This is a genomic window from Megasphaera sp. SC8-1 (assembly GCF_024436295.1).
Taxonomy (GTDB): Bacteria; Bacillota; Negativicutes; order Veillonellales; family Megasphaeraceae; genus Megasphaera; species Megasphaera elsdenii.
Genome location: NZ_JANFQH010000032.1, coordinates 1 through 12,498 on the forward strand (window position 1 = coordinate 1; position 12,498 = coordinate 12,498).

10 protein-coding genes are annotated in these 12,498 nt (G+C 56.0%); 8 read left to right on the forward strand and 2 right to left on the reverse strand.

Annotated elements, in window-relative coordinates:
• Positions 1-74 precede the first annotated feature (74 nt).
• The 6 genes from NOS26_RS09860 (at position 75) to NOS26_RS09885 (ending at position 7,425) form a co-directional block, all read left to right on the forward strand.
• Positions 75-1,604: a cobyric acid synthase gene (locus tag NOS26_RS09860; RefSeq protein WP_255917674.1), complete on the forward strand. Its 1,530-nt coding sequence runs from the start codon at positions 75-77 to the stop codon at positions 1,602-1,604.
• Positions 1,601-2,560, forward strand: coding sequence for an adenosylcobinamide-phosphate synthase CbiB (cbiB, locus tag NOS26_RS09865; RefSeq protein WP_027895610.1), 960 nt, complete (start codon positions 1,601-1,603; stop codon positions 2,558-2,560). Before NOS26_RS09860 ends, cbiB begins: the two co-directional genes overlap by 4 nt.
• Positions 2,551-3,411, forward strand: coding sequence for a GHMP kinase (locus tag NOS26_RS09870; RefSeq protein ID WP_072981147.1), 861 nt, complete (start codon positions 2,551-2,553; stop codon positions 3,409-3,411). The genes cbiB and NOS26_RS09870 overlap by 10 nt, the downstream gene beginning before the upstream one ends.
• 4 nt (positions 3,412-3,415) lie before the next feature.
• Positions 3,416-4,489, forward strand: a complete 1,074-nt coding sequence (gene cobD / locus NOS26_RS09875) for a threonine-phosphate decarboxylase CobD (protein ID WP_072981150.1) — start codon at positions 3,416-3,418, stop codon at positions 4,487-4,489.
• 197 nt (positions 4,490-4,686) lie between these two features.
• Positions 4,687-6,021: a branched-chain amino acid transport system II carrier protein gene (gene brnQ, locus NOS26_RS09880; protein WP_072981152.1), complete on the forward strand. Its 1,335-nt coding sequence runs from the start codon at positions 4,687-4,689 to the stop codon at positions 6,019-6,021.
• Between the two features lie 18 nt (positions 6,022-6,039).
• On the forward strand, positions 6,040-7,425 hold the full coding sequence (locus NOS26_RS09885) for an amino acid permease (RefSeq protein ID WP_255917675.1): 1,386 nt from the start codon (positions 6,040-6,042) through the stop codon (positions 7,423-7,425).
• A 109-nt stretch (positions 7,426-7,534) separates the two neighbouring features.
• Here NOS26_RS09885 and NOS26_RS09890 read toward each other — a convergent pair whose 3' ends face one another.
• Both NOS26_RS09890 and gdhA read right to left on the reverse strand, forming a co-directional pair.
• Positions 7,535-8,437 (reverse strand): fumarylacetoacetate hydrolase family protein, encoded by a 903-nt coding sequence (locus tag NOS26_RS09890; protein WP_014016771.1) that lies wholly within the window; start codon positions 8,435-8,437, stop codon positions 7,535-7,537.
• Between the two features lie 532 nt (positions 8,438-8,969).
• A complete protein-coding gene (gdhA, locus tag NOS26_RS09895) occupies positions 8,970-10,319 on the reverse strand; it encodes an NADP-specific glutamate dehydrogenase (protein ID WP_014016770.1) in 1,350 nt (449 codons plus the stop codon).
• A 251-nt stretch (positions 10,320-10,570) separates the two neighbouring features.
• Between gdhA and NOS26_RS09900 the strand changes: the two genes are divergently transcribed.
• The gene (locus NOS26_RS09900) at positions 10,571-11,482 is read left to right on the forward strand and encodes a PHP domain-containing protein (RefSeq protein ID WP_014016769.1); all 912 of its coding nucleotides are present in this window, start codon (positions 10,571-10,573) and stop codon (positions 11,480-11,482) included.
• Positions 11,479-12,423, forward strand: a complete 945-nt coding sequence (locus tag NOS26_RS09905) for a peptidoglycan recognition family protein (protein ID WP_255917676.1) — start codon at positions 11,479-11,481, stop codon at positions 12,421-12,423. Before NOS26_RS09900 ends, NOS26_RS09905 begins: the two co-directional genes overlap by 4 nt.
• Positions 12,424-12,498: the final 75 nt, after the last annotated feature.

A 12,498-nucleotide genomic window follows, 5' to 3' on the forward strand; every position in this document is an offset into this window, starting at 1 on the left:
CTATTGCATTTTCCGTCAGACAAGATATAATAAAACCATTGCAATAGAAATGAAACAGGTGAGGGGGAAGCTGGTTGGCACAGTACATCATGCTGCAAGGGACGAGTTCTCATGTCGGCAAGAGCATCATTACGACGGCGTTGTGCCGTATTTTCTTACAAGACGGGAAGAAAGTCGTGCCTTTCAAGGCTCAGAATATGGCCCTAAATTCGTATGTCACTGCCGATGGCCGGGAAATGGGCCGGGCCCAGGTCGCCCAGGCAGAGGCTGCGGGATTGCTGCCCATGGTGGCCATGAATCCCGTTCTCTTGAAGCCCACAGGAAATGCCTGCTCGCAGGTCATCATCGACGGCCGCTCCGTCGGCAATATGTCGGCCCGGGACTACCACAAAGGCTATTCGCTCAAGGCCTTCGATGCCGTCAAGCGCGCCCTGGCTGAACTGGATAAGGCTTACGATACCTTGGTCATCGAAGGCGCCGGCAGTCCGGCAGAGATCAATTTGAAAGATCACGATATCGTCAATATGCGCGTCGCCAAATACCTGGGCGCACCGGTGCTCTTAGTGGCCGATATCGACCGCGGCGGTTCGCTGGCCGCCCTGGTCGGCACGCTGGAGCTGCTCGAACCGGACGAACGGGACCTGGTCAAAGGCCTGGTCATCAATAAATTCCGCGGCGACGTATCGCTATTTACGCCGGCCATTGACTTTTTAGAGAAAAAGACAGGCAAGCCCGTCTTGGGCGTAGTCCCTTATGTCGACGACCTGGGCATCGACGAAGAAGATTCCGTGTCCCTCGACGATCAGGAACAGCGGCCGGCAGCCGATAAGGTATCCATCGCCGTCGTCCAGGTCCCGAAGATTTCCAATTTCACCGATTTTGACAGCCTGGCCCGGGAAGACGACGTCGCCTTGTACTACGCCCGCCATCCCAGCGACCTGGCCGGTGCCGATGCGGTCATCCTGCCGGGCAGCAAGAACACGACGGAAGATTTGCTCTTCCTCCGCGAAAACGGCTGGCCCCAGGCCCTGTACGATTTCATGGCGCAGAAAAAGCCGGTCATCGGCATCTGCGGCGGCTACCAGATGATGGGAGAAGCCGTCTGTGACCCGGAACGGACTGAATCCGATATAGGCCGCGTCGAAGGCCTGCATCTCCTGGGCGTGACGACGACCTTTGTATCCCGGAAATTGACGTCCCAAGTGACAGCCGACTGCCGGGACCTGCCCTTTTTAGGAGAAACGCTGTCGATTCCCGACTTATCCGGCTACGAAATCCACATGGGCCGGACAGAAAGCGGCGGGGACGACGTCTATCCCTTTATCGTCACCGGCCGCGCTGGCCAGCCCTGCCAAAACCCGGCCGGCGCAGCCCGGAAAGACGGCCTGGCCTGGGGCACGTACATCCACGGCCTCTTTGACAACGACGAGTTCCGCCGTCAGTTCCTCAATGGCCTGCGGAAGCAGAAGGGCTGGGATGCCCTGCCGGTGACACGGTATTACCGGCAGGAAAAAGAAGCGAAATATGACCGCCTGGCCCGGATTGTCCGCCAGTCCCTGGATATGAAGCGCCTGCGGCAGATTATGGAAGAAGGAATACAATGATTACTGTACTGACCGCTTTTATCGTAGATTTCATCATCGGCGACCCCCATACGAAACTTCATCCCGTCGCCCTCATCGGCCGCTGGATCAGCTTGCTCGAACGCTTGTTTTATAATGAAAAATCGACGAAGTGGGAACATTTCATCTTAGGCGGTTTGACCGTCGTCATTACCCTGCTGTTTGTCTATAATATCACGCTGGTCCTGGTCCTGGCCCTGGAATTTTTGCCGAATGAACACTGGAGTTATATCATCCAGGGCGTCCTCCTGTCCTTCATGATCTGCCCGCGCAGCCTGGCTAAGGCCGGCCGCGAAGTCTACCGGTATCTCGTCCGCCATCATCTGCGCATTGCCCAGCTCAAAGTCGGCAAGATCGTCGGCCGCGATACGGATCATCTGGACAGTCCGGAAGTGACGCGGGCGACGGTGGAAACGATTGCTGAAAATACCGTCGACGGCATCGTGTCGCCGCTGTTCTTCTTCGCCATCGGCGGCCTGCCCCTGGCCGTCGTCTATCGTGCGGCAAATACCCTCGATTCCATGATCGGCTATAAGAATGATAAATACATTTATTTCGGCCGCGTCGCAGCCCGCGTCGACGACGTCCTCAACTACATCCCGGCCCGCCTTACGGGACTGCTGTTCATCGCCGTCGCCGCCTGCCTGGGTTATGACGCCAAAGGAGCCTGGCGCATCATGCGCCGCGATGCTTCCAAGCATCCCAGTCCCAATGGCGGCTATGCCGAAGCGACCGTGGCCGGTGCCTTGGGCATCCGTTTGGGCGGGCATAACCGCTATTTTGGCAAGGATACGTTCCGTGAATATATGGGTGATGCCAACCATGAACTGGAGCCGCAGTACATCCGCAAGACGATATATCTCATGTACGGCGTATCCCTGACTGTCGGTGTCCTGACAGCCCTTCTTTCCTTGGGGCTCTACGGCTTATGGAGCTGACTGTCCGCGTCCCCGGTTCGTGTGGGGAAGTGATGCAGGGTATCTGGCAGGATGAGCCCTTCCTGATCACGTGTCCCATCGACCGGTACAGTACGGTCGTCGTCCGTCCCGGCAGGGGACGGCTCCTGGGCGGCGGGGAAAAGGCCCGTCGGGCTTTGGACCTGGGCCGGACATATTGCCGGTGCCAAGACCTTCCGTATGATTTTTTCCTGACGTCGGATCTGCCTCCGGGCAAGGGCATGGCTTCAAGTTCCGCCGATATCTGCGCGGTCCTGGCCGCCGTCGCCGCCGTTTGCCAAAAGTCACTTTCCCAGCAGGACATAGGCCGTCTGGCAGCTTCCATTGAGCCGACAGACGGCGTTTTTTGTCAGGGCATGGCCATGATACAGCCGGAAACAGGGGCTATCTGGCACGTGTTTCCCGAGGTGCCGTCCCTGGCTATTGCCGTCTTCGATGTCGGCGGGACCGTCGATACCGTCGCTTTCCACCGGGGCCATCGGGACCGGATCCGGCCGGTCCAGGCGCCTCTTTTTCTGGGTCTGCAGCTCCTGACGGCTTCCTTGACCGACCGCCACCTGGGGCTGGCGGCTTCTCTCAGTGCCCTGGCCAATCAGCCGTGGCTGCCGAAACCGGATTTTACGGCTTTTCTCCAGGCCGCCCTGGATCATCCTGCCGTAGTCGGCGTCAATGTGGCCCACAGCGGCACCGTCGCCGGCGTCTTCTTTGGTTGTGAAGCTTCTCCGGCATCCCGGGAAGCGGTCATTGACACCCTGTGCCGGCAGTTCCCGCAGTGGTCCTATCGGGAAACGGTTCAGTTGCAGCCGGGCGGTATTTTTACAGAAATCAGGTGACTTCATGATACAGCGATTTGAACATGGCGGCAATGTTTACCAGCCGTCGCCGAAAGGAAAGGCCTGGCTGGATTTCAGTGCCAATATCAATCCCCTGGGCCTGTCGCCGGCTGTGCGCCAGGCGCTGGCGGCCCATCTCGACCAGGTCGTCCACTATCCGGATCCGGCCGGGACTGTCTTGCGCCAGGCCTTGGAACAGGCTTATGGCGTACCAGGCGGATCTATCGTCCTCGGCAATGGCGCTGCCGAGCTTTTTTATCTTTATATGCATACCTTCCGGCCTCAGCGGGTCCTGCTGCCGGTCCCTTCCTTCAGTGAATACGAACGGGCTGCACGGGCTGCCGGGGCCGTCGTCGATTATGGTTATCTAAAGGAGGACGACGGCTTCGCCTTCCCCTGGAAGGAGCTTCGTCAGGCCTGCGGCCAGTCGGACTGCATCGTCCTCGGCAATCCCAACAACCCGACCGGGACCTTGGCTGCGGCCGATGAAATCATGGCCCTGGCTGAAGTCGGCGCCCGCAAGGGGACGGACATCCTCGTCGATGAATCGTTCCTCGATTTCCTTGAATCCGACGAGGCTTATTCGGTCCTTCGCCAGGCCTGGGACAGGGATAACCTTTTTGTCATCCGGTCGCTGACGAAATTTTACGCCCTGCCCGGCCTGCGCCTAGGCTTCGGCGTCACGTCGCCCTTGCGGCGCGGCCTCATGGAAGGCCATAAGGACGTCTGGAATGTCAATGTCCTGGCCCAATATGCCGGCGTCGCCGGACTGAGGGACCGGGCCTATCAGCAGGCTTCGCGCCAACTGGTCCAGCAGGAAAAAGAATGGCTGTACGGTCAGATGAAAAAAATTCCCGGTCTCTGCGTCTATCCGCCGTGCGTCAATTTCATCTTCTGGAAACTGACTGGCGACGGCGCCCGGACGGCTGACCTGGCAGAAGTGCTGAAAGCCCAGGGCTTGCTGATACGCGACTGCGCCAACTATCCCGGCCTGTCGGCAGCTTATGGCCGGACTGCTGTCCGGACACATGAAGAAAATGAAAGATTCGTGGCTCTTTTAGCGGAAAATATTAGATAAGTTCGAGATTTCACGAAAATATTAAAGAAAGATTAAAGGCTCATTAGAATTAGATTAAACTTGCAAAAAAGTCATGATTTTTTTTCTTTTTTATGATAGAATGAAGTCACAAATTAAACTATTTAATTTATTATATTTTCTGTCCTTATGATTTCTTGACAAAATCTAAAATTTTACAAAGATAGGAGGAGTGTCATATGGGAGAAAATAAAGGAAACAGAACGATTGCTATCGGATTAATGTTGTTCGCACTGTTCTTTGGTGCTGGGAACCTGATTTTCCCGGCTGCCATGGGTCAGGCTGCCGGCTCGAATGTCTGGTGGGCTGTCCTGGGCTTCGTCGTCACCGGTGTCGGCCTGCCGCTGGCCGGGGTCCTGGCTATGGGCTATTCAGGCTGTAAGAACTTGCAGGAACTGGCTGGCCGCGTCCATCCGGCATACGGTCTCTTTTTTACCGTCATCTGTTATCTGACAATCGGACCGTTCTTCGCTATCCCTCGTACAGGCAGTGTATCTTATGAAATCGCCGTCCGTCCGTTCTTGCAGAGCGGTGGCAGTGACATGGTCATGACGGGCTTTTTGATTTTGTTCTTCGTCATTTCCTTCTGGCTGTCTGTATCGCCGCAGAAACTGGTCGACCGCATCGGCAAGATTTTAACGCCGGCCCTGCTGCTGACGATTTTGCTGCTCATTGCCAAATCCTTCATTACGCCCCTCGGATCGCCGCAAGACCCGACGGCTGCTTATGCGACGGCCAGCATCGCTGCCGTACAGGGCGTCCTCGATGGCTACAACACAATGGATGCGATTGCATCGCTGGTCTTCGCCATCCTGGTCATTGAATTTGTCATGGAAGACGGCGCTACGGAACCGGCTGCCATTACGAAAGAAGTCTTTAAAGCCGGCCTGATTGCTGTAGGCTGCCTGGCTTTCGTCTACATCTTCATCGCCAAAATCGGTGCCGACAGCGTCGCTGCTTTCGGTATCCAGGAAACGGGCGCACCGGTCCTCTCCAAGAGCGCAATGATCCTCTTTGGCAATGTCGGCGCGGTCATCCTGGCTGTCATCGTACTCCTGGCCTGCTTGTCGACCTCTATCGGCCTGATTACGTCGTGCGCTACGTATTTCAATGAACTCGTCGGCAACATCGGCTATAAGAAATGGGTCACCATCTTCACGGTCATTTCTTTCTTCGTCGCCATGTTCGGCTTGAAGACCATCATCGTCGCCGCTATTCCGGTCCTGATGTTCATTTATCCACTCGTCGTCGCTATCATCATCCTGACTTTCCTCAACAACATGTATGATGGACGGCAGTGCGTCTACGCCTGGACCATCGGCCTGACCCTGATTCCGGCCTTGGTCACCGGCCTCCAGACGGCTAAGATTTCCTTAGGGCCTATCGACAGCATCTTCAATACGATGGTACCGCTCCACACCCTGGGCATGGGGTGGATCAGCTTCACCATTGCCGGCTTCATCATCGGCCTGATCTGGAAAGCGGCTGTTTCCAGCAAATCTGTTAATCAATAGGGAGCGAAGACACATATCATGAATATATTACGTCGTAAATCTTTTGATGACCTGCTGGCCCATACGCAGGAAAAGAAATTGAATAAGGCTCTTGGAGCCTTCGATATCACCCTCATGGGCCTGGGCATTATCATCGGTACGGGAATCTTCGTCCTCACCGGCATCGGTGCAGCTAAATACGCCGGTCCGGGCCTGATGTTATCCTTCGTCTTCGCCGCGATTACTTGTGCGTTTGTCTGCCTGGCTTATTCGGAACTGGCTTCGTTCCTGCCCGTATCCGGCAGCTCCTATACCTACGCTTATGCGTCCCTCGGCGAAATCTTTGGCTGGTGGGTCGGCTGGAGCCTCATCCTGGAATACTCGGTCGGAGCCAGTGCCGTAGCCGGCGGCTGGTCGGCGTACTTCGTCGGCATCCTTCATTCCTGCGGCATCGACTTGCCGAAAGCCTTGACGGCGGTACCGGCTGACGGTGGTATCATCAACCTGCCGGCTGTCCTCATCGTTGCCCTGGCTACGGCGCTCCTCGTCGTCGGCGTCCGCGAAAGCGCTCACGTCAATCGCATCCTGGTGTATGTCAAGATCGGTACGATTTTCCTCTTCCTCTTCCTGGCGGCACCGCACATCGAACCGATGAACTGGCAGCCGTTCCTGCCCTATGGCATCCACGGCGTCTTTGCCGGCACGGCAGTACTCTTCTTCGCCTACCTGGGCTTCGACGCCTTGTCGACGGCGGCAGAAGAAACGAAGAATCCGAAACATGACATGCCTATCGGCATCATCTCGGCCCTGGCCATCTGTACGGTCCTGTACATCGCCGTCTGCGCTGTCATGACTGGCGTCGTTCCGTATCCCATGCTCGATACGGCCGCTCCGGCCTCCTTCGTCCTGGAATACATCGGACTCCATCTCGGTTCGGCCATCGTCGGTACTGGCGCCATCTGCGGCCTGTCGACAGTCGTCCTGGGCATGCTCTTCGCCCAGAGCCGGGCCCTCTATTCGATGAGTCGTGACGGCCTCATGCCGATGAGCCTCTATAAGGTTCATCCGAAGTTCCATACGCCGTATATCATCCAGATTGTCATCGGCATCATCGTCGCCTGCATTACCGGTTTCACGCCGATCCACATCGTCGCGGAAACGTGCAGCGCCGGTACGATTTTCGCTTTCCTCTGTTCCTGTGTCGGCATCCTCGTCCTGCGCCGGCTCTATCCCGACCATCCGCGCGGATTCCGCTGTCCTGCCGTCCACATCATCGCCCCGCTGGGCTTCATCTGCTGTGCCTTCATCTTTTCTGAATTGTCGTCGCATACGCTGATACTGTTCACGGGCTGGACCATCCTGGGTCTCATCATCTACATGGTCTACGGACGCAAACACAGCCTCTTGCAGCAGGAGGGGAAGTAAGGCGCTTTGCGCCGTGGGTCGTTTGCCGTGGGTCGTTCATCGAACCTTCGCCAAACGAATCACGAACCACGAACCACAAAAAAAGCTGCCGCGTAAGCGGCAGCTTTTTTTATTTCACTTTATTCTTCAACGTCCCGATGGCGGGAATGGTGATTTCTACCGTATCGCCGGAGTGGAGGAAGCGGGGCGGATTGAAGCCGACGCCGACGCCGCTGGGCGTACCGGTAGCGATGATGTCGCCCGGGAAGAGGGTCGTGCCCTGGGAAATGGTGTGGATCAGTTCAGGGATAGTGAAGATAAATTCACCGGTCGAACCATCCTGACGGACTTCGTTATTGACCTTGGTAACGATGTCGAACGTATCCGGAGCGGCATCGCGCAAGAGGATATACGGCCCGATGGGGCAGAAGGTATCCAGGCTCTTGCCGTGGAACCACTGGACGTGGTTGGCCTGCAGGTCCCGGGCCGTGACGTCGTTGAGGATAGTGAAACCGTAGACGTGGTCCATGGCTTCGCCGACGGTGATGTCCGAACCTTCCTTGCCGATGATGACGGCCAGTTCGCCTTCATAGTCGACTTGAGATGTGACGTTCGTATGGGGGTCGATGAGGTCATCCGGGCCGATGACCGACGACGTAGCCTTGGTGAAGATGACCGGATATTTTGGCGGTTTAGGCATGGCTGTCTTGTCAAATTCGGCAATGTGTTCCGTATAGTTTTTGCCGATACAGAAAATATTCCGTTCCATATGGGGGATAGGGGCCATGATGCGTATCGTATCGAGCGGTTTGGCCTTGACGGCGCCCGTCTTTTCGTTCTGTTCCAGCGCATCGGCCAGGGCCAGCAGGCCGTCGTTGCCTTGACGGATGAATTCCAGCATCGTTTCCGGAAGGGGCGTAAAGAAAGCTTCTTCCAGGGCAATAGCCCCGTAGACCCCGTCTTCCGCTTCATTCAGGACGCCCCACTGGACGAACCCGAGGTCTTCAAAAGTGACAAGTTTTTTTATCATCATAAAAATTCGACTCCTTTACTCATGATAACTTATTATAGCATGACCACTAAAGAATGACTAGCGTAGCGGGATGCTCCGCCGTGAAATTCAACCACATCCTGTTCTTTGGCATAATTTCAGGTTTTACGAGCCATGGACTATGAACGATTGCTTTTTCTCGGACTCAGATGCGGCTATGCCGCGACAGACTCAAGCCGACAACGACGCTTTGGGAAGCCCTCAGCGCGTAGCGGGCCGCCCTCTGGGACAGCCCCTACGGAATCGCAGTCAGGCGATGGGAACAGTCTGCAGATGGCAGGCTGCGCGGTTCCACAGAACGCAAGAAGACACGGCCATTGGCCGTATGCGTAGGGGCCGTCCCAACGGGCGGCCCGCCTGATAGAGAGTGTACACACTATGCATGATGGGAGATGCATAAAGAATACCACATATACCAGAAGAGTTATATCTACGATTCCTACGGTTAACGTAAAAAAAGGGGCTGTCTGAATGTGGCAGCCCCTTTTTATATCTACTTATTATTAAATTATTATTAAACTAAGCCCTGTTCAATCATGACGTCGGCGACTTTCATGAAGGCCGTGATGTTGGCACCGGCTACGTAGTTGTCGGGGACGCCGTATTTTGCGGCGTTGTCACGGGATTCTTCGAAGATATTGCGCATGATGTCTTTGAGGGTATCGTCGACCTTTTCGAAGGACCAGGACAGGCGTTCCGAGTTCTGGGCCATTTCCAGGGCCGATACGGCGACACCACCCGCATTTGCGGCTTTAGCCGGTGCGAAGAGGACGCCGTGTTCCTGGAAGTATGCCATGGCGTCGAGGGTCGACGGCATGTTGGCGCCTTCGCCGATGGCTTTTACGCCGTTCTGGACGAGGGTTTTAGCCGATTCCAAATCGATTTCACCCTGGGTAGCGCAGGGAAGGGCGATGAAGGCCGGGATTTTCCACATATCGCGGCTGTTTTCATGGTATTCTGCGTTCGGGTGGGTTTCGATATATTCTTTGATGCGGCCGCGGCGGACTTCTTTGATGTCCTTGACGGCTGCGACGTCGATGCCATTGGGGTCATAGATATAGCCGTTGGAGTCGGAGCAGGTTACGACATTGGCGCCCATGGCCTGGGCTTTTTCGATGGCGTAGATGGCGACGTTGCCCGAACCGGAAACGATGACCGTCTTGCCTTTGATGTCGATGTTCTTGTTGTCCAGCATATCTTTGACGAAATAGAGGAGACCATAGCCGGTAGCTTCGGTACGGGCAAAGCTTCCGCCGTAATCAATGCCTTTGCCGGTGAGTACGCCGGCATCGAAAGCATCCTGGATGCGTTTGTACTGGCCATAGAGGAAGCCGATTTCACGGGCGCCGACGCCGATGTCACCAGCCGGTACGTCGATGTTGGGACCGATGTGACGGCACAATTCGGTCATGAAGCTCTGGCAGAAATGCATGACTTCCCGGTCCGATTTGCCTTTCGGGTCGAAGTCCGAGCCGCCCTTGCCGCCACCGATGGGAAGGCCCGTCAAGGCGTTCTTGAAGATCTGTTCGAAAGCCAGGAATTTCAAGATGCTCAGGTTGACGCTCTTGTGGAAGCGCAGGCCGCCTTTGTAGGGGCCGATGGCGCTGTTGGCCTGGACGCGGTAGCCGCGGTTGACGTGGAAGACGCCGTTGTCATCTTCCCAGGGGACGCGGAAAATGATGACGCGTTCCGGTTCGATGATGCGTTCCAGGATGTGGTGCTGTTTATATTTCGGTTCCTTTTCCAGCATGGGCACGAGGGACGTCAGTACTTCGCGGGCTGCGTTCTGGAATTCCGTCTGTTCCGGGTCACGGCGCTGGATGATGGCCAGCACGTCTTCTACATATTGCTGCATTTCTGTCATAATGGATTCTCCTTTGAATGAATATTTTATTGTGTGAGGTAGTCGATGGATGCGTCTCGATGACTTTTTTGCATCCGTTGGAGCTATTATAGAAAATTTTTCAGAAAATGTAAACAAAAACTTAAAAAATTAGTAATAAGTATTTTAAAATAATAAAATTCGAAAAACGAATCATAAACTTCGTCCCGACTGGCAGGGTGGGCGGAAGCGTAGTATAATAGGGGCGATGTTTGAAGAAAGGAAGTGCATATATGGAAACATGGCTTGATTTGCATATGCATACCAAATACAGCATGGACGGCCAGTTCGAGCCAGCCGATTTGATGCGCCAGTGTGCCCAGGCCGGTGTGACGACGGTCGCCGTGACCGACCATGATTCGGTCCGGGCCATCCCGGAAGCACGGGATGAAGCGGCCCGGCTGGGGCTGAACCTGGTGCCGGGTATCGAAATCAGCTGTCAGTATGAAGGGAAGAATTTCCATCTCCTCGGCTATGGCATCCACGCAGAAGATACTGTTTTTGCGGCCATTGAAAAAGATGTATACAGTCAGCGCCGGGCCATTTCGGAGAAAATCCTCGATGCTGTCGAAGCCTTGGGCGTCGTCCTCGACAGGCCGGCTATTTGGGCGCTCTGCAGCGGCGATGCCATTGCGTCGGTCCACATCGCCCGCGTCGCCCTGGCGGATCCGCGCAACGCGGATTGTCCCGTCCTAGCACCGTACCGGCCGGGAGGTGCCAGAAGCGATGCGCCATATGTCAATTTCGGCTGGGATATCTGCGGTCAGGGAGGGCCGGCTTTCGTGCCCATGACCTTCATGGCCTTCGACCGTGCCGTCGCTATCATCCACGACCATGGCGGCGTCGCCGTCCTGGCTCATCCTGGAGCCAATATGAAACAGAATCGTCCCTTGACGGAGAAGCTCATTGCCACAGGTCTCGACGGCCTCGAAGCGTATTGCAGCTACCACGATGAGGGGACGAGCGATTTTTACCGCCGCATCGCCGACGAGTACGGTTTGATGGCGACCTTGGGCAGCGACTATCACGGCCGGGCCAAGCCACACATCCAGCTCGGGACCTACGGTCATCCGGCTCCGCAGGCCTTGTGGGACCGGCTCTGCCAAAAAATCAAACAACAACATGGGGAAGTGTATGTATCGTGAAAACGAAAAAAATGATATCCGCCCTGGCCTTGACGGTGTGCCTGGCCCTGGGCATGACGACCGGTTCTTTTGCGAGTCCTGTCAGTGAAGAAGGCGCGGCCTATACGACGGGCGTAGCCAGTGTCGATCAGCATATGGATGCCGCGGCCAAGGCCAGGGCGAAAGCCGCTAAGGCTTCCAAGAAAGACGGGAAAATGAAAAAGGATCAGTTTGGGAAAACGGAAGCCGCAACACCTGGCACGACGAGTACCGCCGCCAGACTGACGGCGGTGGCCAGTGTACCGCGGTCGGCCAAACCAGCCGGAGCCCGCGGCGTCATGCGCAATTATAATCCCGTCACCGATGCGGCACCGGCCGAACCGATGGCTGTCAAGGAAACACATTTCCAGTTCCGGGAAACGCTGCTCCTGCGGCCGAAGACGGACATGATCGTTATCCATCATGTCGGCATCCCCGATGGCGATACGTCGGCAGCGGCTATCCACCGCGCCCATTTGGCCAACGGCTGGGCTGGCATCGGTTATCATTACGTCATCCGCAAAGACGGGACCATTGAACGGGGCCGCCCGCTGGCTACGGTCGGTGCCCACGCTGAAGGGCAGAACTACCATACCGTCGGCATCAACGTGACGGGCAATTTTGAAAAAGAAATCCCCACGCCGGCCCAGATCCACTCGTTGGAAGGGCTGGTCGCCTGGATCTGCAAGACCTACAGCATCGTGCCGGGACCGTCTACCATCGTAGGCCATCGCGACGTCAACAGCACGGACTGCCCGGGACGCAACCTCTACAGCCTGCTGCCGCAGATCCGCAAGGATGTTGCCCGGAAGCTGAACGGCATGGATTCGTCCTATGAAGATAAGCTGAAAAAGACGAATTTCCTCAAGATGAGCCGCAAAGAACGGGAAGCTATCATCATGCAGGGCGCATCAGTCCTGTGATACCCATTGGCAGAGGCCAGTGAAGTATGATATAATCAAATAGTTAACCAATTCAATTACAATAAGGGCTGCACA

Excerpts from the sequence above, each read along its gene's own strand:
- NOS26_RS09900 (WP_014016769.1), top strand. The coding sequence starts at position 10,571 with ATGGAAACATGGCTTGATTTGCATATGCATACCAAATACAGCATGGAC.
- cobD (WP_072981150.1), top strand. The coding sequence starts at position 3,416 with ATGATACAGCGATTTGAACATGGCGGCAATGTTTACCAGCCGTCGCCG.
- NOS26_RS09885 (WP_255917675.1), top strand. The coding sequence starts at position 6,040 with ATGAATATATTACGTCGTAAATCTTTTGATGACCTGCTGGCCCATACG.
- brnQ (WP_072981152.1), top strand. The coding sequence starts at position 4,687 with ATGGGAGAAAATAAAGGAAACAGAACGATTGCTATCGGATTAATGTTG.
- cbiB (WP_027895610.1), top strand. The coding sequence starts at position 1,601 with ATGATTACTGTACTGACCGCTTTTATCGTAGATTTCATCATCGGCGAC.
- NOS26_RS09870 (WP_072981147.1), top strand. The coding sequence starts at position 2,551 with ATGGAGCTGACTGTCCGCGTCCCCGGTTCGTGTGGGGAAGTGATGCAG.
- gdhA (WP_014016770.1), bottom strand. The coding sequence starts at position 10,319 with ATGACAGAAATGCAGCAATATGTAGAAGACGTGCTGGCCATCATCCAG.
- NOS26_RS09890 (WP_014016771.1), bottom strand. The coding sequence starts at position 8,437 with ATGATGATAAAAAAACTTGTCACTTTTGAAGACCTCGGGTTCGTCCAG.